Source organism: Devosia sp. P2_G7, assembly GCF_056403495.1.
Genome location: NZ_JBFUFI010000001.1, coordinates 379,603 through 405,783, shown reverse-complemented (window position 1 = coordinate 405,783; position 26,181 = coordinate 379,603). Strand labels below are relative to the sequence as shown.

The 26,181-nt window shown below is 65.5% G+C and carries 26 protein-coding genes and 1 pseudogene; 16 read left to right on the top strand and 11 right to left on the bottom strand.

Going from position 1 to position 26,181, the window contains the following annotated elements:
* Positions 1 to 141: 141 nt before the first annotated feature.
* Positions 142 to 1,161, top strand: coding sequence for a LacI family DNA-binding transcriptional regulator (locus tag AC1DWU_RS02075; protein WP_477148293.1), 1,020 nt, complete (start codon positions 142 to 144; stop codon positions 1,159 to 1,161).
* Here the strand turns inward: AC1DWU_RS02075 and AC1DWU_RS02070 are convergent.
* Entirely contained in the window at positions 1,158 to 1,601 is a 444-nt protein-coding gene (locus tag AC1DWU_RS02070; RefSeq protein WP_477148292.1) for a MarR family winged helix-turn-helix transcriptional regulator, read from the bottom strand. The genes AC1DWU_RS02075 and AC1DWU_RS02070 overlap by 4 nt on opposite strands.
* Before the next feature lie 85 nt (positions 1,602 to 1,686).
* Between AC1DWU_RS02070 and AC1DWU_RS02065 the strand changes: the two genes are divergently transcribed.
* From AC1DWU_RS02065 to AC1DWU_RS02055, 3 genes are all read left to right on the top strand, one after another.
* Complete coding sequence (locus tag AC1DWU_RS02065) at positions 1,687 to 2,007, top strand: hypothetical protein (protein ID WP_477148291.1); 321 nt, start codon at positions 1,687 to 1,689, stop codon at positions 2,005 to 2,007.
* 100 nt (positions 2,008 to 2,107) lie between these two features.
* A complete protein-coding gene (locus AC1DWU_RS02060; protein WP_477148290.1) occupies positions 2,108 to 2,398 on the top strand; it encodes a 4a-hydroxytetrahydrobiopterin dehydratase in 291 nt (96 codons plus the stop codon).
* 69 nt (positions 2,399 to 2,467) lie between these two features.
* On the top strand, positions 2,468 to 3,475 hold the full coding sequence (locus AC1DWU_RS02055; protein ID WP_477148289.1) for a zinc-dependent alcohol dehydrogenase family protein: 1,008 nt from the start codon (positions 2,468 to 2,470) through the stop codon (positions 3,473 to 3,475).
* A 55-nt stretch (positions 3,476 to 3,530) separates the two neighbouring features.
* Here AC1DWU_RS02055 and AC1DWU_RS02050 read toward each other — a convergent pair whose 3' ends face one another.
* Positions 3,531 to 4,016 (bottom strand): GFA family protein, encoded by a 486-nt coding sequence (locus AC1DWU_RS02050; protein WP_477148288.1) that lies wholly within the window; start codon positions 4,014 to 4,016, stop codon positions 3,531 to 3,533.
* A gap of 269 nt (positions 4,017 to 4,285) precedes the next feature.
* On the opposite strand from AC1DWU_RS02050, the pseudogene AC1DWU_RS02045 reads away from it, so the two are divergent.
* The 7 genes and pseudogenes from AC1DWU_RS02045 to AC1DWU_RS02015 form a co-directional block, all read left to right on the top strand.
* Positions 4,286 to 6,115, top strand: a pseudogene (locus AC1DWU_RS02045) (cation:proton antiporter domain-containing protein); the annotation flags it as partial.
* 507 nt (positions 6,116 to 6,622) lie between these two features.
* A complete protein-coding gene (locus AC1DWU_RS02040; protein WP_477148287.1) occupies positions 6,623 to 7,051 on the top strand; it encodes an RrF2 family transcriptional regulator in 429 nt (142 codons plus the stop codon).
* A 299-nt stretch (positions 7,052 to 7,350) separates the two neighbouring features.
* Positions 7,351 to 8,382, top strand: coding sequence for a sulfate ABC transporter substrate-binding protein (locus AC1DWU_RS02035; protein ID WP_477148286.1), 1,032 nt, complete (start codon positions 7,351 to 7,353; stop codon positions 8,380 to 8,382).
* A 4-nt stretch (positions 8,383 to 8,386) separates the two neighbouring features.
* On the top strand, positions 8,387 to 9,340 hold the full coding sequence (locus AC1DWU_RS02030; protein WP_477148285.1) for a sulfate ABC transporter permease subunit CysT: 954 nt from the start codon (positions 8,387 to 8,389) through the stop codon (positions 9,338 to 9,340).
* Positions 9,333 to 10,226, top strand: a complete 894-nt coding sequence (gene cysW, locus AC1DWU_RS02025; protein WP_477148284.1) for a sulfate ABC transporter permease subunit CysW — start codon at positions 9,333 to 9,335, stop codon at positions 10,224 to 10,226. Before AC1DWU_RS02030 ends, cysW begins: the two co-directional genes overlap by 8 nt.
* A gap of 7 nt (positions 10,227 to 10,233) precedes the next feature.
* A complete protein-coding gene (locus tag AC1DWU_RS02020) occupies positions 10,234 to 11,289 on the top strand; it encodes a sulfate/molybdate ABC transporter ATP-binding protein (protein WP_477148283.1) in 1,056 nt (351 codons plus the stop codon).
* A gap of 12 nt (positions 11,290 to 11,301) precedes the next feature.
* Complete coding sequence (locus AC1DWU_RS02015; protein WP_477148282.1) at positions 11,302 to 11,580, top strand: hypothetical protein; 279 nt, start codon at positions 11,302 to 11,304, stop codon at positions 11,578 to 11,580.
* Here the strand turns inward: AC1DWU_RS02015 and AC1DWU_RS02010 are convergent.
* Both AC1DWU_RS02010 and AC1DWU_RS02005 read right to left on the bottom strand, forming a co-directional pair.
* Entirely contained in the window at positions 11,577 to 12,515 is a 939-nt protein-coding gene (locus tag AC1DWU_RS02010) for a DMT family transporter (protein WP_477148281.1), read from the bottom strand. The two genes, AC1DWU_RS02015 and AC1DWU_RS02010, sit on opposite strands and share 4 nt — an antisense overlap.
* A 127-nt stretch (positions 12,516 to 12,642) precedes the next feature.
* Complete coding sequence (locus AC1DWU_RS02005; protein ID WP_477148504.1) at positions 12,643 to 13,002, bottom strand: winged helix-turn-helix transcriptional regulator; 360 nt, start codon at positions 13,000 to 13,002, stop codon at positions 12,643 to 12,645.
* Positions 13,003 to 13,257: 255 nt separating this feature from the next.
* On the opposite strand from AC1DWU_RS02005, the gene AC1DWU_RS02000 reads away from it, so the two are divergent.
* On the top strand, positions 13,258 to 14,154 hold the full coding sequence (locus AC1DWU_RS02000; protein ID WP_477148280.1) for an NAD(P)H-binding protein: 897 nt from the start codon (positions 13,258 to 13,260) through the stop codon (positions 14,152 to 14,154).
* Positions 14,155 to 14,193: 39 nt separating this feature from the next.
* On the opposite strand, the gene purU is transcribed toward AC1DWU_RS02000, so the two are convergent.
* The 6 genes from purU to AC1DWU_RS01970 all read right to left on the bottom strand — a co-directional run bounded on the left by purU (position 14,194) and on the right by AC1DWU_RS01970 (position 20,860).
* Positions 14,194 to 15,045 (bottom strand): formyltetrahydrofolate deformylase, encoded by an 852-nt coding sequence (gene purU, locus AC1DWU_RS01995; RefSeq protein WP_477148279.1) that lies wholly within the window; start codon positions 15,043 to 15,045, stop codon positions 14,194 to 14,196.
* Positions 15,046 to 15,122: 77 nt separating this feature from the next.
* Positions 15,123 to 15,917: a 5-deoxy-glucuronate isomerase gene (gene iolB / locus AC1DWU_RS01990; RefSeq protein WP_477148278.1), complete on the bottom strand. Its 795-nt coding sequence runs from the start codon at positions 15,915 to 15,917 to the stop codon at positions 15,123 to 15,125.
* A complete protein-coding gene (locus tag AC1DWU_RS01985) occupies positions 15,898 to 16,140 on the bottom strand; it encodes a hypothetical protein (RefSeq protein ID WP_477148277.1) in 243 nt (80 codons plus the stop codon). The genes iolB and AC1DWU_RS01985 overlap by 20 nt, the downstream gene beginning before the upstream one ends.
* A 60-nt stretch (positions 16,141 to 16,200) precedes the next feature.
* A complete protein-coding gene (gene iolE, locus AC1DWU_RS01980; protein WP_477148276.1) occupies positions 16,201 to 17,118 on the bottom strand; it encodes a myo-inosose-2 dehydratase in 918 nt (305 codons plus the stop codon).
* Positions 17,119 to 17,132: 14 nt separating this feature from the next.
* Positions 17,133 to 18,977 (bottom strand): 3D-(3,5/4)-trihydroxycyclohexane-1,2-dione acylhydrolase (decyclizing), encoded by a 1,845-nt coding sequence (iolD, locus tag AC1DWU_RS01975; protein ID WP_477148275.1) that lies wholly within the window; start codon positions 18,975 to 18,977, stop codon positions 17,133 to 17,135.
* On the bottom strand, positions 18,977 to 20,860 hold the full coding sequence (locus AC1DWU_RS01970; protein ID WP_477148274.1) for a bifunctional 5-dehydro-2-deoxygluconokinase/5-dehydro-2-deoxyphosphogluconate aldolase: 1,884 nt from the start codon (positions 20,858 to 20,860) through the stop codon (positions 18,977 to 18,979). Before AC1DWU_RS01970 ends, iolD begins: the two co-directional genes overlap by 1 nt.
* A gap of 258 nt (positions 20,861 to 21,118) precedes the next feature.
* Between AC1DWU_RS01970 and iolG the strand changes: the two genes are divergently transcribed.
* On the top strand, positions 21,119 to 22,105 hold the full coding sequence (gene iolG, locus AC1DWU_RS01965; protein ID WP_477148273.1) for an inositol 2-dehydrogenase: 987 nt from the start codon (positions 21,119 to 21,121) through the stop codon (positions 22,103 to 22,105).
* A 255-nt stretch (positions 22,106 to 22,360) separates the two neighbouring features.
* Positions 22,361 to 23,188, top strand: a complete 828-nt coding sequence (locus AC1DWU_RS01960) for an SDR family oxidoreductase (protein ID WP_477148272.1) — start codon at positions 22,361 to 22,363, stop codon at positions 23,186 to 23,188.
* A gap of 58 nt (positions 23,189 to 23,246) precedes the next feature.
* Here AC1DWU_RS01960 and AC1DWU_RS01955 read toward each other — a convergent pair whose 3' ends face one another.
* Positions 23,247 to 24,092: a MurR/RpiR family transcriptional regulator gene (locus AC1DWU_RS01955; protein ID WP_477148271.1), complete on the bottom strand. Its 846-nt coding sequence runs from the start codon at positions 24,090 to 24,092 to the stop codon at positions 23,247 to 23,249.
* 231 nt (positions 24,093 to 24,323) lie between these two features.
* Here AC1DWU_RS01955 and AC1DWU_RS01950 point away from each other — a divergent pair, with 231 nt between their 5' ends.
* On the top strand, positions 24,324 to 25,100 hold the full coding sequence (locus AC1DWU_RS01950) for an ATP-binding cassette domain-containing protein (RefSeq protein ID WP_477148270.1): 777 nt from the start codon (positions 24,324 to 24,326) through the stop codon (positions 25,098 to 25,100).
* A gap of 9 nt (positions 25,101 to 25,109) precedes the next feature.
* Positions 25,110 to 26,123 carry an ABC transporter permease gene (locus tag AC1DWU_RS01945; RefSeq protein WP_477148269.1) on the top strand — a complete coding sequence of 338 codons (1,014 nt, stop codon included), beginning with the start codon at positions 25,110 to 25,112 and terminating at the stop codon, positions 26,121 to 26,123.
* Positions 26,124 to 26,181: the final 58 nt, after the last annotated feature.

The window sequence follows — 26,181 nt, the reverse complement described above, 5'->3', positions numbered from 1 at the left end:
GCGTTCGTATGAAATCGTACGGGATCTCGCGGAAGTCGCGGAAGAATCTGCTTTTCCTTGGTAATACGACGCTGAAATGCGCTAATGCCTCGCCATTGCAGGGCGCTGCTGCGCACGCGGGATAAGGGGTCGGCTCGTCGCATGGGCAAGTCCATCGTTCGACTGAAGGACATCGCCGACAAGACCGGGTTCTCGACCAACACGGTGTCGCTGGCCTTGCGCGAAAGCCCGCGCATCCCGGAGCCCACTCGGCTGCTGATCCGCAACGCCGCTGCCGAGCTCAACTACCTGCCCAACCAGATCGCCAAGTCGTTGGTCAGCCGCGAGACCAAGACCATCGGCCTGGTGCTGACCGACATCAACAACCCGACGCTGACCCACACCGCGCAGGCGATCGAGAAGGCGCTGGCCGCGCGCGGCTACGGCACGCTGTTCGCCACGTCGAACAATAATCTCAACGACGAGCTGCGGGCGATCGAGCTGGTCCGCGCCCGCCAGGTCGACGGCATCCTGATCTATCCGACGACGCACCGAAAGCTCGACCACCTGCGCGTGCTACGTCGCGCCAACTATCCGATCGTGCTGCTGGTGGGAGATCCCGATGCCGGGATCGATGCGGTGTGCATGGACGAGCGGCGCGGCGCCTACAAGGCGACGCGGCACCTGATCGATATCGGCCACACCGAGATCGGCATCATCGACAGCGCCGACCCCAACGGCAACCTCGAAAAGCGCGAGGGCTACCGGCAGGCGATGGAGGAGGCGGGCATCCGCCCGAAGCCGGAGTTCCACATCGACCCCTTGGGCAACTCGGTAGAGCGCGGCTATTGGGCGGTGGATACGCTGATGACCAATGCCAAGCGCCCGACGGCGGTCTTCGCCTCCAACGATTCCCTTGCCATCGGGGTGCTGCGCTGGTGCCTCAAGCACGGGCTGAAAGTGCCCGAGGACCTGGCCATCGTCGGCATGGACAATATCGAATACGCCGAATACGCCTCGGTGCCGCTCTCGAGCGTCAACTACGCCGTCGAGACGGTCACCCGCATGGCGGTCGAGCGGCTGATGCGCCTGATCGCCGCCGGCGATGAACTTCCGGAGCCGCGGGTGACGCAGATCGACCCGGACCTCGTGGTGCGGGAATCGACGCAGCCGGAGCGCTAATCGGCCAGCTTCGCCAGCGCCGCCTCCAACGCCGCGAATGCCTCCGGCCCCAGCTTCTCGCGGTATTGCGCCTCGATCAGCCGCTTTACCCGGTTACGTTCGGCAAAGTCCCGCAGCCCCAGTTCGGTGAGCACGATGCGCTTGGCGCGGCCGTCATTGGGGTCCGGCGCCCGGCCGACCACCCCCTGTGCCTCCAACTGGTCGACCAGCTGCTGCACCGCCTGCTTGGTCAGCCCCATGCGCTCGGTCAGCAGCGCCTGCGAGATGCCCGAAGGTCCCAGGTGCGCCAGCACTTCGCCCGCGGCGCTCTGGTGCCAGGGATAGCCGCGCGCCGCCAGTTCCGCCCGCATCCGGTTGCGCCAGTCATGCGCCGCCCGCCACAGGGCAACGCCGATGTGGTTGATGCTCTTCAGATCATTATCGTCAAGGGACTTGACCACATTCGTTTCCGCGGATAGATCGTCAAGCCGCTTGACTAGCACGGCGCGCCGCCGATCGCCAGCAGGCCCAGGAAAGGATGCACAGATGATCGTAAGGGATCGCAACACGCTGAGCGCGCTGCTGGTCGGCAGCACGCATTATATCGGGATGGGGCCGGGCAAGGAGGCGGCGGTCTACTATCGCACCGCCGATGAAGCCCATATGGGACTGCCAGACGGCACCCGGCGCAGCGGCACCTGGCGGCTCACCGACACCGGCTACCATGTCGACTGGACCGATGGTCCGAGCGCCGACTGGCAGATCGATGTCGAGCCGGGCCGCATTGCCTATGTCGATTCCGGTGGCGAAGAGCGCGGGCTGGTGTCGCGCATCGTACCGGGCGATGCGGCGGGGCTCGCGGCGTGACCCGATCCGGCGCCTTCCACGGAGGGCGCCGGATCGCTTGCCACGGATCGGGCGTTATGCGGCCGCAGTCTTGCGACTCATACACCCGAGGAAATTGATAATGGTCGATAAGCTTGAGCCTGCCGCCCGCGAAGCCGCCCTCCAGAAGCTCAATGGCTGGATCTACGACCCGACGACCGACGCCATCAGCCACGATTTCAAGTTCAAGAATTTCTCCGAGGCCTTCTCGTTCATGACCCGCGTGGCGCTGGCCGCCGAGAAGATGGACCATCACCCGGAATGGTCGAACGTCTACAACAAGGTGCGGATCACGCTCACCACGCACTCGGCGGGCGGGCTGACCGAAAAGGACATGAAGCTCGCCGAAAAGGTCGACCGGCTGATGATCTGACGGCGCCCGCGTCCACCCTTTGCATCCGCCCAGGCTTGCCGCATGATGGCGCGAGGGCGGAGGTATGAGATGCGGGCAGCGCGGCTCCATGCAGCAGGTCGGATGATCGTCGAGGACCTACCGCGGCCGGTGCCGGGGCCGCACGACCTGCTGGTGAAGGTCGAGGCCTGCGGCATCTGCGGCTCGGATCGGCACATGTACCGCGGTGAGTTTCCCACCGCCAAACCGGTGACGCTGGGCCATGAGTTCTCCGGCCTCGTGGAGGAGGCGGGAGCCGAAGTCGAGGGCTTCCGCATCGGCACGCGGATCACCGGCGATCCGAACATCGCCTGCGGCGCGTGCGACGATTGCCTCGGCGGGCGCCCCAATCTCTGCCACGAGCTGAGCGCCATCGGGGTGCACCGTGATGGTGGCTTCGCCGAGTATGTACTGGTGCCGCAGAGCCAGGCGGTGGCGTTGCCGCCGAGCCTCGATCCGCTGCACGGCGCATTCTGCGAGCCGGTGTCGTGCTGTCTCCACGCCATCGACGTGGCCCGCATCCCGTCCGGTGGCTCCGTCGTGATCCTCGGCGGTGGGGTGATCGGGCTGCTGATGGTCGAGCTGGCGCTGCTCGCCGGAGCCGGCACGGTGGTGCTCTCCACCCGGCAGGCGCCGCGGCGGGCGCTGGCGCTGGAACTGGGCGCACATCACGTGGTCGATGCCGGGGCCGATCCGGTAGCGGCGGTCGCGGCGATCCTGCCGCGAGGTGCCGATGTGGTGCTCGAATGCGCCGGGGTGGGCGAGACATTCGTACAGTCGATCGCCATGGCGAGGCGCGGCGGCACGGCGGTGTTTTTCGGCGTGGTGCCCGAGGGCGAGAAGGTGGCCGTGGCGCCGTTCGAGCTCCTGACCAAGGAATTGCGGCTCGAGAGCGCCTGGCTCAATCCGCTGACCCATCCCCGCGCCGCCGAGCTGATCGCGCAGGGGGCATTGTCGGTCGACCGGCTGATCACCCGTACCGTCAGGCTCGACGAGGTGCCTGCGGCTATCGGCGAGGCGCCACGGTTCGGCGAGATCAAGCTGATCATGGTGGGGTGAGTAGGGACGGCGCGGAGGCGATGGGCGGATATCCCGGCCACGCCACACCCCATCATCAGCCGTGGGGCTTCTCTGCCTGGGCAAAACCTCGCCGCAATCGCTCCATTGAAGCGGCGGGCCAGAGGTCGTCCTCGTAGTAGATGTCGAAGGCGGGAACGTCGGGCGATAGGGTGATCCACGGCTGCTTGGATCGGGCGAAGACGTGGGCTTGTGGTAGGAGCGCGGTGGGATCGTCTAGTGTCCCGACGCGGACAAACCGACGCCAACCTTTGTTCCCGTAGTCGCTCCAGACCGCAACCTGGCAAATTGGACAGCGGAAGACGATGTGAGGCTCGCCACTAGGCGCCGGCACGGGCACCGCTACGGGATCGGCCCCTGTGGTCCTCATGCGATCTGCCTCGATGATCGCGTTGATGACGAACGCCCCGCCCGTCTGCCGCTGGCAGTCAAGGCAGTGGCAGCACTGGACGAACATCGGCGTATCCAGCAACTCGTAGCGGACGTGCCCACACGCGCACCCACCTCTCAGCGGATAGGTCATCGCTTTCTCCCTCGTCAGCCGATCATAGCCTCGGGTCGGCGCTTCTCAAGCACATCGCGGGGCACCCCCACGCCATCACCCTCGGGTGTCTGGGCTGGCATCTCAGGCCGCATCCGCGACGAAAGTCGGCCCCCAATCTCCGGCACACCCATGATTTTGCCGCAGTTTTCCCGGCCTCATTGGCTTGCGGAGGGGCGCGCGATGGCCCATCTTCGCTCTCTCACTCACTTCAACCAGTTTCAGGGTAATTCCCGCCGGAGGTTCCGCTTATGCCGCACAGTACACCCCTGATCTCGACGATCGTTGTGGGTCTGGTGCTGGCATTCATCCTCGGCGCGATCGCCAATCGGTTCCGCATGCCGCCGCTGGTGGGCTACCTCGTCGCCGGCGTGCTGGTGGGGCCGTTCACCCCCGGCTTCGTCGCCGACGCCTCGCTCGCCAACGAACTGAGCGAGATTGGCGTGATCCTCCTGATGTTCGGGGTGGGGCTGCATTTCTCGCTGAAGGACCTGCTGTCGGTACGGGCCATCGCCATCCCTGGCGCCATCGTGCAGATCGGCGGCGCCAGCATCATGGGGCTTGGCCTCGCGATGCTGCTCGGCTGGGGGCTGGGTGCCGGGCTGATCTTCGGCCTGGCGCTGTCGGTTGCCTCCACCGTCGTGCTGCTCAAGGCGCTGCAGGACCGGCACATGGTCGACAGCGAGAAGGGCCGCATCGCGGTCGGCTGGCTGATCGTCGAAGATCTCGCCATGGTGCTGGCGCTGGTGCTGATCCCGGCCATTGCCAGCCTCAACGGCGTGGAAGCTGCGACACTGCACGATCCGTTCGTCGATTTCGTGGAGCGCATCTTCAATACCGAGCTCGGCATTGTCGGCATCCTGGCGGTGACGGTGGTCAAGCTTGCGGCATTTGTCGGCTTCATGCTGGTGGTCGGCCGCCGGGTGATCCCGTCCATCCTCCACTACACCGCGCATACCGGCAGCCGCGAACTGTTCCGGCTTGCCGTGCTGGCCATCGCGCTCGGCGTTGCGGCCGGCGCGGCCTATCTCTTCGGCGTGTCACTGGCGCTGGGCGCCTTCTTTGCCGGGATGATCCTATCGGAAAGCGAGCTGTCGCATCGCGCGGCGCAGGAAAGCCTGCCGCTGCGCGACGCCTTCGCGGTGCTGTTCTTCGTCGCTGTCGGCATGCTGTTCGACCCGACGATCCTGCTGCGCGATCCGCTGCCGGTGCTGGCGACGGTGCTGATCATCATCTTCGGCAAGTCGATCCTCGCCTTCCTCATCGTCGTGGCGTTCCGCCGTCCGGTGGGCACGGCGCTCACCATTTCGGCGAGCCTCGCGCAGATCGGCGAGTTCTCGTTCATCCTCGCGGCGCTCGGCGTCGGGCTGGGCATCCTGCCGCCCGAAGGACGTGACCTGGTGCTCGCCGGTTCCATCATCTCGATCATCCTCAACCCGGTGATCTTCGTCGTGCTTGACCTGCTGCGGCCGGCGCTGGAGCACCGCTTCGGCCGGCCGGCCGAGGCAATGGGCGGGGCTGCCGCCGAGCGTACCGAGCCGGACCTCGTGACTGCGGCGCCGCGGGCGGCGGCCGCCGAGGCACCGACCGAGACAGAGCCGACGGAAGTGCCGACGGCGCAGACGGGCCACGTCATCATCGTCGGCTTCGGCCGGGTCGGCTCCGTGGTCGGCGAGGCACTGCTCGAAGCGAAGACGCCGTTCCTCGTGGTCGAGGATGCGGAGGGCAGGGCCAATGCGGCCCGTGCGCTCGGCATCGAAGTGGTGGTCGGCAACGCCGCCGCCTCGAAGGTGCTCACGCTCGCCAATGTCGCCGGCGCCACTACGGTGGTGATCGCCATCCCCAATGCGTTCGAGGCCGGGCAGGCGGTGGAGCAGGCGCGCAAGCAGAACCCCAAGCTGCTGATCGTGGCGCGGGCGCATTCGGACGAGGAAGAGACGCACCTGAAGACGCTCGGCGCCGATGTGGTGATCCTCGGCGAACGCGAGATCGGCCTCGGCATGGTCGATGTGATCAACCGCGACAGCAAGGCCGTGGCGGAGATAACCGCCTCCGATGCCGTCGAGTCGGTGCTGGCGCCGCTGGCTGCCGCCGGCCTGACGACGAAGCTGCCGTCGGATCCGAACCTCCTCGCCGAGGCGATAGAGGCGGCGCAGGCCGAAGCTCAGCACCCGGATGCCGGGCCGGCGGAGCCGCCGGCCGTGGTGCCGGCTTATGGCCAAGAGCCTGATGCCGAACCTGAACTGTCGGCTGAGATTGAAGCGCCGGCCGAACCGGATGAGGAAGCGGTCGAGCCCGAGGACATCGCCGAACTCGAGGCTCTGGATGGCGCGGCAGTCGCAGTTGTCGAGTCCGCAGTCGAGACAGAGCCGGCCATACCCGCAGCGGTCGACGACGCGCCGGTCGTGCCGGTGGTGCGCCCGAACCGGCCTGCGACGACCCCCGGCGTGCCGTTCAATCCCGAGGTGCCACCGCCGGTCGCCGACGAGGAGAAGGCTTGAGCCTTCCGGGCAATGGTTTGTTCACGCCGGACTCGGTATATCCTAGCGTGGCGGTCGAGTTAGCGGCCGCATCGGACAAAGCCCGCGATGATTTCGCAAAAGGCAAAATACGCGCTGCGGGCGCTGGTGGCACTGTGCAAGGTGCCCGCCGGCGAGTCGGTGATGATCTCCGAGATCTCGCGCGGTCAGGCGATCCCCAAGAAGTTCCTCGAGCAGATCCTGCTCGAGCTGAAGCGCGCCGGCATCGTCATGAGCCGCCGCGGCCGGCTCGGCGGCTACGTGCTGCTGCGGGCGCCCGAGCAGGTGACGTTCGGTGAGGTGCTGCGACTGATCGATGGGCCGATCGCGCCGCTGCCGTGCCTTTCTAAGATCGCCTATCGCAAATGCGTCGACTGCGCCGAGGAAGCGAGCTGCGAGATCCGCCACGTCTTCGCCCGGGTGACGATCGCCACCCGCGAAGTGCTCGACCAGACGACGCTGGCCGACGCGGTGATGGCCAAGGACGAACTGGTTTAGCGCTAGGGTCCCCTCGATCACCGGCCCGGTTGGTGGGCGATGGTGGCGTGGCAACTCCTGCAACCCGCTGCCAGCCCTGAGCGTTTGCACCCAACCCGCGGCTGAACGCGGTTTCACTCTCGCGCAAAGCCATGCTCATCCAGAGGGGTGAATTCGAGGTTTGCGCAATGGCGATGCTGCTGCTAGCCTTCCCAGAGAAAGCTATTCCGCTTCGCTGTGCCACCGCAACCTGCGGCTTCCTTGAGAATGCCGACTAACCAGGTAGAGTTACGGTAGTTAATCTTCACCAGGAGGACATGATGAAGAGAACGGCCCAGATTCTCGCGCTTGGCGGCCTTGCCGTAGCGCTCGCCTTCACCGGCGCCGTCACGGCTCGCGCCGCGGACCAGACCCTGCTCAACGTTTCGTATGACCCGACCCGTGAGCTCTACGAGCAGTTCAACGAGGCGTTCGCCAAGCATTGGAAAGAGACCAATGGCGGCAACGTCACCATCGAACAGAGCCATGGCGGTTCGGGCAAGCAGGCCCAGGCGGTGATCGACGGCCTCGCGGCCGATGTCGTCACCCTGGCGCTCGAAGGCGATATCAACGCCATCGTCAAGAAGTCCGGGCTGATCGACGAGAACTGGCGTGCCGAGTTCCCGAACAACTCGACGCCCTACACCTCGACAATCGTGTTCCTCGTCCGCAAGGGCAACCCCAAGGCGATCGCCGACTGGGGTGACCTGATCAAGGACGGGGTCGAAGTGATCACGCCGAACCCCAAGACCTCGGGTGGTGCGCGCTGGAACTACCTCGCGGCCTGGGCCTACGCCAACAAGACCTTCGGCGGCGACGAAGCCAAGGACGCCGATTTCATCAAGCAGCTCTACAGCCACGTGCCGGTGCTCGATACCGGCGCCCGCGGCTCGACCGTGACCTTCGCGCAGAAGGAACTGGGCGACGTGCTGCTGGCCTGGGAGAACGAGGCCTACCTCGTGCAGGACGAATTCGGCGCCGACAATTTCGACATCGTCTATCCGCCGTCCTCGATCCTCGCCGAGCCGCCGGTCGCCATTGTCGACAAGAACGTCGAAGCGCATGGCACCGCCGATCTCGCCAAGGCCTATATCGAATATCTCTACTCGCCCGAGGGCCAGACGCTGGCGGCCAAGAACCACTATCGCCCGTCCGACCCGTCGATCGTTACCGACCAGGCGCTCGTCGCGGCCTTCCCAAAGATCGATCTGATCTCTATTGATGATCCGCTTTTTGGCGGCTGGAAGACGGCGCAGCCCAAGCATTTCGGGGACGGGGGCATCTTTGACCAGGTCTACACCCCTGCGCAGTAATGCAGTGGCAGGGGCGCCTCGCGGCGCCGCCGGAAATTCATCCCACCCCGCGCGAGCGGGGTGGAGTTTTGTAAAGCCCAGCGTCATCCCGGGTTTCGGGCTGACCTTCGGCTACACCATCCTCTATCTCAGCCTGATCGTCCTGATCCCGATCGCCGGGCTGTTCCTCAAGGCGGCAACCACCCCGCTCGAGCAGATCATCAAGATCGCCACCTCGCCGCGCACCCTCAAGGCGCTCGAGGTGAGCTTCGGCTCGTCGCTGGTCGCGGCGCTGGTCAACGTGGTGTTCGGCATCATCGTTGCCTGGGTGCTGGTGCGCTACAAGTTCCCCGGCCGCCGGCTGCTCGATGCCATCGTCGACCTGCCGTTCGCCCTGCCGACGGCAGTGGCGGGCATTGCGCTCTCGTCCCTCTACGCGCCCAAGGGCTGGATCGGCTCACTGTTCTCGGACAAGTCGCCGCTCTGGCAGTGGTGGCACGGCCAGACCTGGCTGCCGTTCGGGCTCAGCGAATTCTCGCTCAACTTCAAGATCGCCTACACCCCCACCGGTATCGTCATCGCGCTGATCTTCATCGGCCTGCCATTCGTGGTGCGCACGGTGCAGCCGGTGCTCGAAGAGTTCGAGCAGGAGCTGGAAGAGGCCGCCGCGACGCTCGGCGCGAATCGCTGGCAAACCATCACTGCGGTGATCCTGCCCCGCCTTACACCGGCGCTGCTCACCGGCTTCGCCTTGGCCTTCGCCCGCGCCGTCGGCGAATACGGCTCGGTGATCTTCATCGCCGGTAACCTCCCCAATATCTCGGAGATCGCGCCGGTGCTGATCGTCATCAAGCTCGAAGAATTCGACCAGGCGGGTGCCGCTGTCATCGCCGGCATCATGCTGATCATCGCCTTCGTCATGCTGCTGGTCATCAACCTGATCCAGGCCTGGGCTCGGCGGAGGTTCGGCAATGTTTGAGCCAGATGTCGTCTATGACAGCCGGCGGGTCATCCTACCGGAAGAGCACACTCGCCCGACGACCGAGCGGCCATGGGTGCGCTACACGCTGATCGGCATCGCCGTGGCGTTCATGGCGTTCGTCCTGGTGTTGCCGCTGGTGCTGGTATTCGTCGAGGCGTTCCGCAAAGGCGCCGAGACCTATTTCGAGGCGTTCTCGGATCGCAACTCGCAGACCGCGATCGTGCTGACGCTGATCGTCGCGGCCATCGCCGTGCCGCTCAACCTGGTGTTCGGCATCGCTGCCGCCTGGTGCGTGGCCAAGTACGAGTTCTGGGGCAAGAGCTTCCTCACTACGCTGATCGACCTGCCGTTCTCGGTGTCGCCGGTGGTTTCGGGCATGGTCTACGTGCTGCTGTTCGGGGCGCAGAGCGCGCTCCATCCGCTGCTCAAGGCCTACAATATCGAGATCATCTTTGCGGTGCCGGGCATCGTGCTCGCGACGATCTTCGTCACCTTCCCGTTCATTGCCCGCGAACTGATCCCGCTGATGCAAGACCAGGGCAATACCGACGAGGAAGCGGCGCTGTCGCTCGGCGCCACCGGCTGGCAGACTTTCCGCCGGGTGACGCTGCCCAATATCAAGTGGGGCCTGCTCTACGGCGTGCTGCTCTGCAACGCCCGCGCCATGGGCGAGTTCGGTGCGGTGTCCGTCGTCTCCGGCCATATCCGCGGCAAGACGACAACGATGCCGCTCGACATCGAAATCCTCTACAACGAGTACAATTTCACCGCGGCCTTCGCCATCGCCTCGCTGCTGGCGATGCTGGCGCTGGTGACGCTGGTGTTCAAAACCATCCTCGAGTACCGCTTCGGCGACGAACTCGCAGGCACACGCCGACACTGAAAGGCCCATGAGTTTGGATATTCGCGTCGACACCGTCCGCAAGGAATTCTCGCACTACCCGGCGCTCAACGACGTGTCGCTCGAGGTGAAATCGAGTGAACTGATCGCGCTGCTCGGCCCCTCCGGCTCGGGCAAGACCACGCTGCTGCGGCTGATCGCCGGGCTCGAGATGCCGACCGCTGGCCGCATCTTCTTCGGCGACGAGGACGCATCGTCGAAGACCGTGCAGCAGCGCAATGTCGGCTTCGTGTTCCAGGCCTACGCCCTGTTCCGCAACATGACGGTGCTCGACAACATCTCGTTCGGGCTGAAAGTGCGGCCGCGCGCGACCCGCCCACCCAGGGCGGAAATCCGGCGTCGAGCCATGGAACTGCTCGACCTGGTGCAGTTGAGCGGGCTCGAGAAGCGCTTCCCGCAGCAGCTGTCGGGCGGCCAGCGGCAGCGCGTGGCGCTCGCCCGGGCGCTCGCCATCGAGCCGCGCGTGCTGCTGCTCGACGAGCCGTTCGGTGCGCTCGACGCGCAGGTGCGCAAGGAACTGCGCAAGTGGCTGCGCGAAATCCACGATCGCACGGGGCACACCACGGTGTTCGTGACGCACGACCAGGAAGAGGCGCTGGAGCTGGCCGACCGGCTGGTGGTGATGAGCCAGGGCAAGATTGAGCAGGTCGGCACGCCCGACGAGGTCTACGACCGGCCGAACTCGCCCTTCGTCTTCTCGTTCATCGGCGAATCGAGCTCGATCCCCGTAGCGGTCGAGAACCATGAGCTGTGGGTTGGTGGTCGCGCCATCGGCCTGCCGGCGCCGGCCGACGCACCGGGCGAGGCGAAGCTGTTCTTCCGCCCACACGATGTGGAACTGGTCGAGGACGGAGTGGGTGCGGCGCTGGCCGGCGTCGTCGTTGCCTCGCGCCGGGTTGGCGGCACGCGCCGGGTCGAACTCGAAATCGGCGGCCTGCCCGAGCGGGTCGAAATCGACCTGCCGTTCGACCATCCGGCGGGGGAACGGACGCGCATCGCGTTCAGGCCGAAGCGCTGGCGGGTGTTCCCGGCGGCCAATGCCTGAGACGGTTCACTGATGGAAGAGCGCAACGGCATCGACCTGCTTGTCATCGGTGCCATCTGCCCCGTGGTCTTGGTGATCCTGGCAGCGCCGTCGATCGATTGGGCGCCAATTATCGTCGGCGGCGCGGTCGTCATGTTCATCCTGATGCGGATCTTTCTGCCAATGCCATGGCAATCTGGCATCCGTTTGCGCAAGGAAGACAAGGAGTGGAACACATGGATCGGCCCGGGACGGAAGGAGGGGTCTCGACCAAAGGACGACCCTCAGGGGAAGGACGAGCCCAACTCCTAAGCGTTGGTCTTGCTCTGCCTAAGACTGATCGCCGTTACCAGCCAGATACCCACGCTCACCAGCACCAGCGCCGCCAAGTTCTTCCACTCGAGGATCGATTCCCCGAGGAACAGCCCCGACAGCAGCACGCCGAAGATCGGGATGGCGCAGTTGAAGATCGCCACGGCGCCAACCGGGTTGTGCTTCATCAGGACGCTCCACAGGGCGAAAGCGGCAGCGGACAGCGCCGCCAGATAGACCAGCAGCAGGCTTGCCTGCCAGCCAAAACCGGTGAAATGGCCGCCTCCGGCAAAGCCCGCAGCGGTCAGCATCAGCCCGCCGAGCAGCAGCTGCCAGCCGGTCATCGTCGCCGGCTCCATGTCGGCGCTGAGGCGCTTGCCGTAGATCGCGCCCAGCGAGAACATCAGCGCCGCTATGATGATGAAACCCTCGCCGAGCAGCGTCAGGTGCAAGTCGAACCCAGCGGCCGAGAGGTTCACCGTGACGACACCGGCAAAACCGACAAGGCAGCCGAGGATCCGCCGGCCGGTCAGCTTGTCGTTCTTGTAGAGCCAGTGGGCCATCAGCACCGAAAAGAAGGTGCTGGTCGAGGTGATGATCGAGACCTTGGTGCCGGTCGTGTGGGCGAGGCCGACATAGTAGAACAGGTATTGCGCGGCCGTCAGGATCAGACCCAGCAGCGCCAGCTCGCTCAGTCGCCGCGGCGATGGCAGCAGCGGCTTCCTGCTGGCGGCCGTGTAGGCCAGCAGCAGCAACCCGGCGAGGCTGAAACGAAGTCCCGCGAAGAGCAGCAGCGACGGGGTGTCGGCGGGCACGATGCCGAGCAGCGTGTAGCCGATCTTCACCGCGGGCACGGCGCTGCCCCACAGCAGGCAGCACAGCAGCGCTATGGCGACGACGACGCGGCGGTCGGAAAAGATCGAGGGGGCGGACACGCCACGCTTGTGGTGGATTTGGCGGAACAGGGCAAGGACAACAGATAGAGACGGCCGCCTCCCGGCCTCCCACGTCATGGGGGAGGATGGGAGGGGGCCGTCTGCTTCAGTCAGTTGGCTGCGGCACTCACGCCGCCTTGGCGAACTCCGCCCGGGCTTCCCGGATCGCCGGGTGATGCGTGAACGCCCAATCCACCAGCGCGCTCAGCGGCACCAGGAAGCTCCTGCCCATGGGGGAGAGCCGATACTCGACGCTCGGAGGCGTGGTCGGAAACACCTCGCGCTCGATCAGCCCATCGGCCTGCAGGTCGCGCAGCGTCTGGGTCAGCATGCGCTGCGAAATGTCGCCGATGGCCCGCTTCAGCTCGCCGAACCGATAGGGCCGTTCGGCTAGCTGGGTGACGATCAGCACGCTCCACTTGTCAGCCAGCTGGTCGAGCACGTTGCGCACCGGGCATTGCGAAGGATCCGGGAAGTCTCCCTTCATCTTTTCGAAGTGCGGGGCAAGATCGGTAGGAGAGAGGCCAGGCATCAGGTGGTTCCTTCGAGGTAACCAGGGGCGGCAAAACTGCCGTCTTGTGCGGTTCAGGGTAGTTCCTATTGTATACGTAGTCTCAAAAAGAGACAAGCCAGGGGGCTGTTCGAATGCCCTCCGGTTCCCCGCTTTCGCGATCGAAAGAGTCCCGTCCTCGCTTCCAGCGAGGGCAGGCAGCTGTCGGTTGTGCCCATTGGAGACCCGATCATGACTACCTCTTCTCCCAAACTCCTCGTCACTGGCGCCAACGGCAATCTCGGCCGCCTGGTGCTCGATCACCTGCTCGACACTCTGCAGGTCGCGCCCGGTCGCATCATCGCCACCACCCGTGATCCGGCGAAGCTCGCTGATATCGCAGCGCGCGGCGTTGCTGTCCGCGCGGCAGACTTTGCCAGGCCCGAGACACTGCCGGCGGCTTTCGCCGGAGCGGATCGCCTGCTGCTGATCAGCACGGGGACGTTCGGAAACCGCGTTACCGAGCATAAGGCGGCAATCGACGCGGCAGTTGCGGCGGGGGTCCAGCACGTGCTCTACACCTCGATCCCCAACCCGGTAGAGCCCGAGCTGGCGATCGTGCACGACCATGCCAAAACTGAGGATGTGCTGGCGGCCAGCAGCCTCCCGGGTTGGACGGCGCTGCGCAACAACTGGTATTTCGAGAACCTCAACCACACCATCCCGGGGCTGCTCGCGTCGGGCCAGTGGTTCACAGCGAACGGCGACGGCCGCATCGCCTATGTCGCCCGCGGCGACCTCGCCCACGCGGCGGCAGCCGCACTCGCCAATGGCGGTGACGGCAAGCGCGCACTGACGCTGGGCGGCTCCAAGGCCTATACGACGGCCGAACTGGCTGTCCTGATCGGCGGCGCCTTCGGCAAGACCATCGAGGTGGTGCCGGTCACCGCGGAGCAGGTGGAGCAGGGCATGGTGGGGCACGGCGTGCCGGCGCCGGTGGCCGCGGTCCTCGCATCGGCGGACGTCAATATCGCCAAGGGCCGCCTGGGCGACGTGACCGGGGACGTGGAGAACCTGATCGGTGGCAAGCCGCAGTCGTTCGAGGACTGGCTGGCGGCCAACAAGGCGGCATTCTCGCAGGCGGCTTAAGCGCCGCCGCCCGGTCCGGCTGGGGCGGCGCCTGCTGCCTCAGCCAAACACCACCGTCTTCTTGCCGTTCAGCATCACCCGGTTCTCGAGGTGAAGCTTCACCGCCCGGGCCAGCACCCGGCTTTCGATATCGCGCCCCGCGGCCACCAGGTCGTCGGGGCTTAGCGCGTGGGTCACGCGCGCCGTTTCCTGCTCGATGATCGGGCCTTCGTCGAGCTCCGGGGTCACGTAATGCGCCGTGGCGCCGATGATCTTCACACCGCGCTCGTGCGCCTGGTGATAGGGCTTGGCGCCCTTGAAGCTGGGCAGGAACGAGTGGTGGATGTTGATGATCTGGCCGTAGAGCCGGGTCGCGAACTTGTCCGACAGGATCTGCATATAGCGGGCCAACACCACGAGGTCCGCGCCGGTCTCCTTGAACAGGGCGATCACCTGCTCCTCCTGCTCGGCCTTGTTGTTCTTGCCGACCGGCAGCACGTGATAGGGGATGCCCTCGTAGTCGGCGGTCTTGCGGCTATCCTCGTGGTTGGAAACGATCGCCACCACCTCGGCATCAAGCCAGCCAACCCGGATCTGGTAGAGCAGGTGCAGCAGGGTGTGGTCGAACTTACTGACCATCACCAGGATCTTCTTCTTCTTCGCCTCGTCCACCAGCGTGGTGCGCATGCCGAAGCGCTCCACCGCCGGCTTCAGCCCGCGCTCCAGCGCATCGCGATCGACACCAGCCGGCGTGGTGAAGGCCAGCCGCATGAAGAACTGGCCGGTCTCCTTGTCCCAGAACTGGTTGGACTCCGCGATGTTGCAACCGAGGCCCGCCAGTTCCGTGGTCACCGCAGCAACAATCCCCGGCCGATCGGCACAGGAGAGGGTGAGAACGAAATTGGACGACATGTTAGGCGCTCCGGAAACAAAGTCGCGGAGCGATGCACGCAGGGGCGCGGCGGGTCAAGGGGGAGGCGGGCGTAGGGTTACGCCAACATCCACTCATGCTCCGGCGCGTTGTAGAACTTCCACGTCCGCGTCGGCCCGGCCATGACGTTGAGGTAATAGATGTCGTACCCCGCCACCGCCGCCACCGGGTGATAGCCCTTGGGCACCATCACCACGTCGCCGTCCTCGATCAGCATCGTTTCATCCAGCGACCGGTCGTCCGTGTAGACGCGCTGGAAGCCAAACCCCTGCGGCTTCGAGAAGCGGTGGTAGTAGGTCTCTTCGAGGAAGCTCTGCCGCGGCAGGTCGTCTTCGTCATGCCGGTGTGGCGGATAGCTCGAGGTGTGGCCGCCGGGAGTGATCACCTCGACTACCAGCAGCGAATCCGCCGCTGCCGTCTCGGGCAGGATGTTGGTGGGGTAGCGGGTATTGGTGCCCTTGCCGCGGGTCAGTTGTTCGACATCATCAGGCCCGATCACCCGCGGCGGTCGCGCACCGCGGACGCCGGGGGCCGAGCAGACCGCAACCTCGAGCGGCGTCAGTGCCTCGATGCGCCAGTTCGCGCCGGCCGGCGCATAGACCGAATAGCCCGGGCCTTCGAACGGGCTCATGCGGCCGCCGACGAGGAAGTCCTGCCCGTCGATGTTCACGTTGGCCCGGCCCGAGATCAGCACGATGCAGACCTCGCGGTCGTCGCCGCCGCCCCGCGCGATGTCGCCGGCATTGGGCAGCTTGTGCAGGTCAAACCCGACATAGGTCCAGCCGGCATTCTCAGGCGTGATGTGGTGGACGTGGCCCTGTTCGGCAGTGGGCCTAGCTTTTAGGTTTGCCATCGATCTTCTTGAGCTCGTTCTCGAAGTTGATGAAGAAGGTCCAGACCCCGTAGGCCAGCGCCGCCAGCGTGATCAGGCCCCAGAACTGGTCGTGGTTGTAGAGCCACTCCCAGCCGCACCAAACCGCGATGATCGCAATCAGGATCACCCGCCGGTAGAGCGGCTTGAACCAGGGCAGGGTGAAGAGCCCGGGTTTCTTTCCTTCGTTGTTGTCGTCCGTCACGCCGATCCTCCTGAAAGACGTCAAACTAGTCGATCAGGCGACCGTGCGAAACGCCCGCATTCAGCGATTGGGAAAACCCTGCGTCTCGACGGTGTAGCCGGCCAGCGTCATCACCCGCATCAGCTCCTTGTGGCCCACCTGCGCCATCCGGAGCGGCGGGTTCTTCTTGGGGTCCTGTTCAGCCTCGACGACGAACCAGCCCTCGTAGCCATAGTCGGCGAGCTTCTGGACGATCGCGGCGAAATCCAGCGAACCGTCGCCCGGCACGGTGAAGGCGCCGAGCGCCACCGCATCGAGGAAACTCTGCCTGGTGCGATCGAGCCCATCGACCACGGCCTGGCGAATGTCCTTCACGTGCACGTGGCTGATCCGCGCATGGTGGTTGTCGATGGCCCGCAGCACGTCGCCGCCGGCAAAAGCCAGGTGGCCCGCATCGAGCAGCAGCGGGATGCCGGGGCCGGAGTTCTGCATGAAGGCATCGAGCTCCGGCTCAGTCTCCACCACCGCCGCCATGTGGTGGTGGTAGGCCAGCGGCATGCCCTGCTCGGCGCACCATTCGCCGAACTGCGTCACCTTCTTGGCATAGGCCCGCATCTCGTCGTCCGAGAGCTTCGGCTTCGTTGCCAGCGGCTTGCTCCGGTCGCCCTGGATCGAGCGGCCGACTTCGCCGTAGACGATGCAGGGCGCGTCCACCGCCTTGAACAGCTCGATCATCGGGGCGATGCGCGCCTGGTTGGCGGCAATGTCCTCGTTGACCAGCGTGCCCGAGAACCAGCCACCGCAGAGCGTCACGTCGGCGGCGCGGAGGATCGGCAGCATGACGTCCGGATCATCGGGAAAGCGGCGGCCCTTCTCCATGCCGGTAAACCCGGCCGAGCGCGACTGGCGCAGGCATTCCTCCAGCGACACGTCATCGCTGAGCTCCACCAGATCGTCGTTCCACCACGCAATGGGGGACATGCCGAGTTTGGCCTTCACGTCATATGCTCCGATTAGTGCCGCTGACCCTTCAGCGCTTCCTCATATTCCTTGCGTGCCGCGTTCACCTGCGGCCGCACGCTCACTTCCGGCACCGCCACGTCCCACCAATGCCCACCGGCATCGGTGGTGATCAGCGGGTCGGTGTCGATCACCAGCACGGTGGTGCGCTCCACCTTCTCGGCGTCCGCGAGTGCGCTTTCCAGCTCCGCAATTGACGCAGCCTTCCGCACCCAGGCCCCCATCGAGGCCGCGTGCGCGGCGAAGTCGATCTCGGGCAGCGTCTCGTGGAAGGTGTCCTTCAGCAGGTTGTTGAAGTTCGCCCCACCGGTGGCCATCTGCAGCCGGTTGATACAGCCGAAGCCGCGGTTGTCGAGCACCACGATGGTCAGCTTCTTGCCCAGCATCACCGAGGTGGCGATCTCGGAGTTCATCATCATGTAGCTGCCGTCGCCGAGCATCACGATCACGTCGTCATGCGGCTTCGCCAGCTTCACGCCCAGCCCGCCGGCGATCTCGTAGCCCATGGTCGAGTAGCCGTATTCCATGTGGTAGGTGCCCGGCGCGCCGGCTGGCCACAGCTTGTGCAGTTCTCCCGGCAGCCCGCCTGAGGCGCAGACCAGCGTCGCGCCCGAACCGCGGGCCCGGTGCACAGCACCGATCACCTGCGCGTCCGACGGTAGCGCGTTGGTCGGATCGGTGACGGCCTTTGCGGCGGTCAGCCATTTGGTCTTGGCCTCCTTGGCGGTGGAGACCCAGGCATCCGGCGATTTCCAGCCACCGAGCTTCGCTTCCAGCGCCGCCAGCCCAGCCTTCGCGTCGGCAACAAGCGGTAGCGCCCGGTGTTTTCCCGCGTCGAACGGCTGCGCGTTGAGCCCGACGATCTGCACGCCCTCGGCCTTGAACAGCGCCCACGAGCCGGTGGTGAAATCCTGCAGTCGCGAGCCGACTGCGAGCACGACATCGGCCTGTTCGGCCAGCAGGTTCGAGGCCGACGAGCCGGTCACGCCGACCGATCCCATGTTGAGCGGATGGTCGTGCGGCAACGACGATTTACCGGAATTGGTTTCCATCACCGGGATGCCGTGCGCCTCGGCGAAAGCCTTCAGCGCCCCAGCCGCCTCCGAATACAGCACGCCGCCGCCAGCGATGATCACCGGCTTCTTCGCGGCCTTCAGCGCCGTCACGGCCTGCTCGAGTTCGTTGCGATCCGGCTCCGGCCGGCGCGGCGTCCGCACTCGCTCGGCAAAGAAGCTCTCGGGATAGTCGAACGCTTCGGCCTGCACGTCCTGGCAGAGGCTCAGCGTCACCGGGCCGCATTCGGCCGGGTCGGTCAGCACCTGCATGGCGCGGTTCAGCGCCGGGATGATCTGCTCGGGCCGGGTGATGCGGTCGAAATAGCGGCTGACCGGGCGGAACACGTCATTGGCGCTCACCGTGCCGTCGCCCCAGTCCTCCACCTGCTGCAGCACCGGATCGGGCGCGCGGTTGGCGAACACGTCGCCAGGCAGCAGCAGCACCGGCAGCCGGTTCACATGCGCCAGCGCGGCGGCTGTCACCATGTTGGTGGCGCCCGGCCCGATCGACGAGGTCGCCGCCATGAAGCGCCGGCGGAAGCTGGCCTTGGCGAAGGCGATGGCGGCGTGCGCCATGCCCTGCTCGTTGTGAGCCCGGTAGGTCGGCAGCTCGTCGCGGACCTGGTACAGCGCCTCGCCGAAACCCGCGACATTGCCGTGGCCGAAAATGGCGAACACGCCGCCGAAGATCGGCACTTTCTTGCCGTCGATCACGGTCATCTGCCGCGTCATGAAACGCGCCACAGCCTGCGCCATGGTGAGGCGTACTGTCTTATCGGCCATCATTGAGCCTCCCAAATCCCCACCAGCGCCTTGAAGCGCGCAGTCATGTCCGCGACCGCTTCGGCGTCGGTCATCGTGCCAGCAAACCACGCCTTGGCCGCCTCGGCAAAGAGAGTACGACCGACGGCAAAGCCGCGCACCGTGCGCGAGCCGCGCGCGATGGCGAACCCCTGCGCCAGCTCGTCCTGCGGCGCCTCGAGCCCGAGCAGCACGACGCCGCGGCAGAGTGGATCGCGCGTTTCGATCACCGTGTCCACTGCTTCCCAGGCTGTGGCGTCCGGTTGCGACTCGAGCTTCCACCAGTCCGGCTTCAAGCCGGCGTCGTAGAGCTCCGCCAGCGCCCGCGCAGTGGTCTTCGAGTCCACCGAACCGGCTTTGCTCGCAATGATCTCGATCAGGATGTCGCGGCCGACTTTTCGCGCGGCCTCATAGGCGGAGCGCAGCTTTTCGATCTGCTCGGCCTTCAGCGCCGCCGGGTCGTCCGGATGATAGAAGCACAGCACCTTGATGCAATGATCGACTGGCCACTCGGTCAGCCGACTGCCGAGGTCCTGCGAGAACTCGAAGCGCAGCGGGCGGCTGCCGGGCAGCTCGATCGGCCGGGCGATCCAGAAGTTCTTCGGCGCTTCGAACAGTGCGTCGCGGCCATATTTGTCATCGAGCAGCATGCCGAAGCCGGGACGGCCTTTGGCCACCGCTGCAGCCGCCTTGACCGCCAGCACCTTGAAGGCGGGGATGCGGTCGGTGCGGGTGCCAGCGATATCCTCGATCTGCTTGCGGTGATCGATGGCGAAGGCGGTGAGCTTGGGCCAGGCCTGCCGGCGGGTCGTCGCCCAGTGCAGGTGGTTCAGCGCTTCGTCCTTGCGCAGCGCCTTTTCCTTGCTGCCGTGCTTCAGGAAATACTCGAGCTCGGTCCAGCTCGGATACTCCGGCGCGCAGAGCAGGCGGGATACCGCGAAGGCGCCGCAGGCATTGGCCCAGGTGGCGCTGGTTGCATGGCTCTCGCCCTTCAGCCAGCCACGCAGGAAGCCGCTCATGAAGGCGTCGCCGGCACCGAGCACATTGTAGACTTCGATAGGGAAACCCTGGCCGACGATGCCGTGCTCAAGGTCGTCGCCGATCGGGCCATCGTAGACGATGCAGCCCTTGGCGCCGCGCTTCAGCACCACGGTGGCATTGGTGACAGTGCGGATGGTCTTGAGGGCCTGCAGCAGGTCGCTCTCGCCCGCTGCCACCAGCACCTCTTCCTCGGTGCCGACGATCAGGTCGCAATCAGCGAGGACCGGCCGCATCTTGGCCGAGACGTAGTCCGATTTCACATAGCGCTCGAAGCCCGCGGCATGGCCGGCGAGGCCCCACAGGTTGGGCCTGTAGTCGATGTCGAACACCACCTTGCGACCCGCCGCCTTGGCGATGCGGATCGCCTTTAGCTGCGCGGCTTCCGCATTGGGGGTGGAGAAATGCGTGCCGGTCACCACGATGGCACTGGCCGACTGGATGAAGGCCTCGTCGATATCCGCTTCGTCGAGCGCCATGTCGGCGCAATCGGTGCGCACGAAGATCATCGGGGAGACACCTTCGGCCTCCACGGCCAGCAGCACCAGCGCAGTCAGGCGCTTGTCGTCGGTAGCGATGCCGGTGATGTCGACGCCTTCACGGGCCAGCTGCTCCTTGATGAAGCCGCCCATCTGCTCGCCACCGACGCGGGTGACCAGCGCCGATTTCAGCCCCAGCCGGGCAGTGCCGACGGCGATGTTGGCGGGGCAGCCGCCGACCGATTTGGCGAACGAGCCGATATCCTCGAGACGCGAGCCGATCTGTTGGCCGTAAAGATCGACCGATGAGCGCCCGATGGTGATGACATCGAGCTTTGGCTCCGCCATGATCTCCCCCGCATAGTCTGACTGGACAGCTTTCAGCGGCCGTTGTATCCCTCGCGCGAATGAAACGTCAATTCCGAAATGGAATATTTCCGGAATGGATGTTCCATTTTGTGGGCTGCTGAACCGGCGGGAGTGCGCCGGCAGAAGTTCATGATCCAAGCATGGACCATCGCGCAACTCAGCATGGTCGAATGCACAGATTTGCAGTTCAGGATGCGTGCAGCATCCGTTCATCTAGGTTGATCGGGGAGAATAGAATTGGTCAGGTTTGCTGTCCTGGGTGCGGGGCGTATCGGCAAGGTCCACGCGGGGACGATTAGCAACTCCAGCCGGGCCAGCGTCGCCTACGTCGCCGACGCCATTCCCGACGCTGCGGCATCGCTGGCCGCCTCGGTCGGCGCCAAGGTCGCGACGATCGACGAGATCCTCGCCTCCGACGTCGACGCGGTCCTGATCGCGACGCCCACCGATACGCATGCCGACCTGATCGAGCAGGCGGCGCGGGCGGGCAAGGCGATCCTCTGCGAGAAGCCGGTGTCGCTGTCGGTGGAGCGGATCGAGGCCTGCCTGCCGGTGGTTAAGGCGGCCGGCGTGCCGCTGATGATCGGCTTCAACCGCCGGTTCGATCCGAACTTCGCCGCGGTGCAGAAGCGCATCCAGAGCGGGGAGATCGGCGACGTCGAGATCGTCACCATCATCTCGCGCGACCCGGCGCCGCCGCCGGTCAGCTATATCGAGCGTTCCGGCGGGCTCTACCGCGACATGATGATCCACGATTTCGACATGGCGCGCTTCCTCGTCGGCGAGGAGTTCGTCTCGGTCCACGCGCTCGGTAGCGCGTTGGTCGACAAGGCCATCGGCGTCGCTGGCGACGTCGATACCGCCGCGGTGCAGATGCAGACCGCCTCTGGCAAGATCGCTGTCATCACCAACTCCCGCCGCGCCACCTATGGCTACGACCAGCGGGTCGAAGTGCACGGCTCGAAGGGCATGCTGCGTGCCGGCAACATCCACATGACGACGCTCGAGCGGGCCGACGGCGCCGGCTTCACGCAGGACGTGATCCAGAATTTCTTCATCGACCGGTACGTCGCGGCCTACGCGGCCGAGGTGAACACGTTCATCGACGCGATCGCCAACGGCACCACGCCGACGCCGTCCGGATACGATGGACTGCAGGCGCAGAAGCTGGCGGAAGCCGCGACGAAGAGCTCGCAGACTGGGCAGGCGGTTCGGGTGGGGTAACTGGCCCGCAGCCCTGGTGGCTGTGGACCCCCACCCCTGTCCCCTCCCCCTAAGAATGGGGAGGGAGACGAAAACGCCGGAATCAATGTGAGCGTCTCCCTCCCCATTCTTAGGGGGAGGGGACAGGGGTGGGGGTCGGAGAGCACCGGCGCGGCTGCCCAATGGGAAGCATCGTCATCGCACGATGGGGCTTGGCTTGCGTTGCCCAAATCCCTAGTCTCCGGCCGCTTTCCTTTACCCATTTGAGTCCCAGACATGACTGATAGTGCCTCCGCCCAATTTGCCGGCAAGATTGCCGTTGTCACCGGTGCCGCGCAGGGCATCGGCGAGGCGGCGGCGCGGCTGCTGGCGGCGCGCGGCGCGGCCGGCGTGGTGCTGGTCGATCGGCGCGCCGAGCAGGGCGAGGCCGTGGCGAAATCGCTGAACGCGGCCGGCACCAAGGCAATCTTCGTCGAGGCGGATCTGGCGGATCCCGAGGCGGTGGCGAAGGTCATCCCCGCGGCGGACAAGGCGTTCGGTCGGGTCGACGTTCTCGCCAACATCGCAGGACTGACCGATCGCGGCACCATTCTCGACACCGATCTCGCGCTCTACGACAAGATGTTCGCGGTCAACGTGCGGGCGCCGTTCTTCCTGATGCAGGACGCCATTAAGGTGATGCAGCGCGAGCGCACCGAGGGGACGATCGTCAACATCCTGTCGGTCAACGCCTATATCGGCTCGCCCAACCTCGCGGCGTACAGCGCGTCGAAGGGCGCGCTGATGACGCTGACCAAGAACACCGCAAACGCCGTCAACATGATGCGAATCCGCGTCAACGGCATCATCCTCGGCTGGGCCGATACGCCGGGCGAGCACGAGACACTGAAGAAGTTCCACGACGCATCGGACGACTGGCTGGAACAGGCCGAGCCGACGCGGCCGTTCGGCAAGCTGATCAAGCCGGAAGACGTAGCCCGGCTGATCGCCTTCCTCGGCGGCCCGGAATCGTCGCCGATGACAGGGTCTTGCGTGGAGTACGAGCAGACGGTGGTCGGGGCATATGCCGGAAGCGCGCTGGGCTATCCGCAAAAGAAGGCTTGAGGCTCTGGGGTGCAGCACCCCCTGCCTTCTCCCCTTGTGGGAGAAGGCAGGGGGTGTCCTACTTTTCGCCGCGTCGGCTTGCGACCGCGACGGTCAGTGTCATCGCCAGCGCCATGGTTGCGGCCATCGAGCGGAAGCCCTCGAAGTCCGCTTCGACAATCTCGAGCCAGGCGTCGGCGATCGGCGCGATGGGGCTAAAGATCGAGTCGGTGATCGAGACGACCTTGGCGTGCCGGGCTTTTGCCGCGTGGGCGAGGGTCACCGTCTCGCTGGCATAGGGTGTGAAGCTGATGGCCAGCACTGCGTCGCGGGGCGAGATGAAGCCGATCTGTTCGGCGCCGAGCCCGGCGATGCCGTCGACCAGCATATTGCGGATGCCGAGCTTGCCCATGGCGTAGGCCATGTAGCTGGTGATGGGGAACGAGCGGCGGAGGCCGACGAGGTAGACGGTCTCCGCCTTGGCGAGGATTTCGACAGCCGTATCAAGGGTTTCCGGGTCGAGCTTGAGCCGCAGGTCGGCGACCGAGCGCTCGGCGGCATCGGCAAAACCTTGCAGCAGCAGGCCGCTTTTTGATGCGCCGCCGTGCTCGCGCAGCTGCTTCAGGCGCTCTTCGTAGCTCGGGACGCGGTCGCGCAGGCGGGCGCGGAACACGTCCTGCAGGTCGGAAAAGCCTTGATAGCCAAGGGCCTGGCTGAAGCGCACCAGCGTTGATGGCTGCACGCCCGAGCGTTGCGCGACGCTGGCGGCGGTGCCGAAAGCGATGTCGTCGGGGTTGTCGAGCGCGAAGCTCGCCACCTGGGTGAGCCGGCGGGGCAGGGTGGGGGCGCGGGCAGCGATCAGCGCGCGCAGCGCGGGAAAGTCCCGCGGCACCGCGTCATCGAGCTTGATATCCCCGTCGTCCATACCGGCCTCAAATTGCATGCATTTGGCGATGCAGAGTCCAACAGAAGTGCAGGCCAAGTCCATGAACTTCTGCCAGCACCGTGCGGGTTATCCACGTTCCGAATTTGGAACACGTCCCGCTTGACGACACACCTTAGAATGGAATAAACATTCCATCAACAGGGAATGCGGTATCATTCGTTCCATTAAGCGAGAACGAGGCCGCAGCAAGGTCGGGGAGGACCGTGCGCAATGGCGGCAGTGCTGCTCGAAGCCAGGGGAATATCGAAGTATTTCGGCGCCATCACGGCGCTGCGCGACGTGAACTTCCACGTGGCGCCGGGCGAAGTGCTGGGCGTGGTCGGCGACAATGGCGCTGGCAAATCCACCCTGATGAAGATCCTGAGCGGGCTGTTCAAGCCGAGCGAGGGGGACCTGGTCTTCAACGGCGCGCCGGTGCACTTCTCGAGCCCCAAGGACGCCCAGAAGCTCGGCATCGAGATGGTCTACCAGGACTTTGCGCTGGCCGGGAACATGCCGATCTACGAGAACATCTATCTCGGCCGCGAGCCGGGAACGAAGTTCGGGCCGCTGACCATCGTCGACCATAAGCGGTCGCGGCAGATGGCGACCGACCACCTCGACCGGCTGCACATCCATGTCAAATCGGTGGAGCAAAACACCGAGGACCTGTCGGGCGGACAGCGGCAGGCGGTGGCGATCGCGCGGGCCACGGCGTTCGACGCGAAGCTCGTGATCATGGACGAGCCGACCGCGGCTCTCGCCATCAAGGAAGTCGGCAAGGTGCTCGACCTGGTGCGCTCGCTGAAGGAGCACGGGGTGGCGGTGATCATCATCTCGCACCGCATGGACGATATCTTCTACTGCTGCGACCGGGTGATGGCGCTCTACCAGGGCACCAATTTCGCCGAGTCGGAGCTGGGCAAGACCTCGCGCAACGAGGTTATCGGCTGGATCATGGGGACCAAGGGGCACACGACCGCCCTCGCCCATGACAACATGCATTGAGGGCGGGCCATGTCTGACACCCCCGCTACCAAATCCGGGTTCTCGCTTCGCGGCCCCGGCATGTCGAAATTCCTCGAGGTCTACGGCATCATCCTCGTCGTCGTGGTGATGATGGCGGTGCTGGCCGCGATCAAGCCGGACGTGTTCCTGTCGGCGCAGAACCTCACCAATATCCTGAAGCAAAACGCCTCGTTGGCGCTGCTGGCGCTCGGCATGTACGTGGTGATCGTCACCGCCGGCATCGACCTCAGCGTCGGGTCGATCATGGGACTCTCCATGGTCAGCCTTGCGATTGCGTCGAAGGCCGGGGTGCCGTGGCCGCTGGTGCTGCTGATCGGTCCGGCGATCGGGCTGATCGTCGGCTGGGTGAACGGCGTGGGTCTCACGGTGCTGAAGCTGCCGCATCCGTTCATCATGACGCTCGGCACGCTGAACGTAGCGCGCGGGCTCACCTATTTGATCTCGAACGGCGCGCCGATCTCGGGCCTGCAGCCTGAGGTGCGTTACATCGGGCAGGCCTATTTCGGCCTCGGGCTGCCGGCGCCAGCGGGCATCCCGGCGAGCCTGATCCTTGTCGGGGTGTGCGCCATCGGGCTGTGGTTCTTCCTCGAGAAGACCAATATGGGCCGGCACATCTTCGCCATCGGCGGCAATCCACATGCGGCGCGGGTGTCGGGTATCAATGTCGATCGCACCCTGGTGGTGGTCTACATGATCTCTGGCTTCATGGCGGGGCTCTCGGGCCTGCTGCTGGCGGGACGCACCGACTCGGGCTTCCCCAATGCCGGCATCGGTATCGAGCTCGATGCGATCGCGGCAGTGATCATTGGCGGCGCCTCGTTCTTCGGCGGGCGCGGCACGGTACTGGGCGTCCTGGCCGGCGTGCTGATCATGGGCATCCTGCGCAACGGCTTGAATATCAACAATGTCTCGGCGTTCTGGCAGCAGATCCTGATCGGTCTGGTGATCATCGTCGCCGTCTATATCGACGTGCTGCGCCGCCGCGCTGCGGTGCGCCGCTAGGAGGAATCGGGCCCGGCCGTGTCTCCCGGCCGGGGTCCTGAGGGAACGGAGACAACAA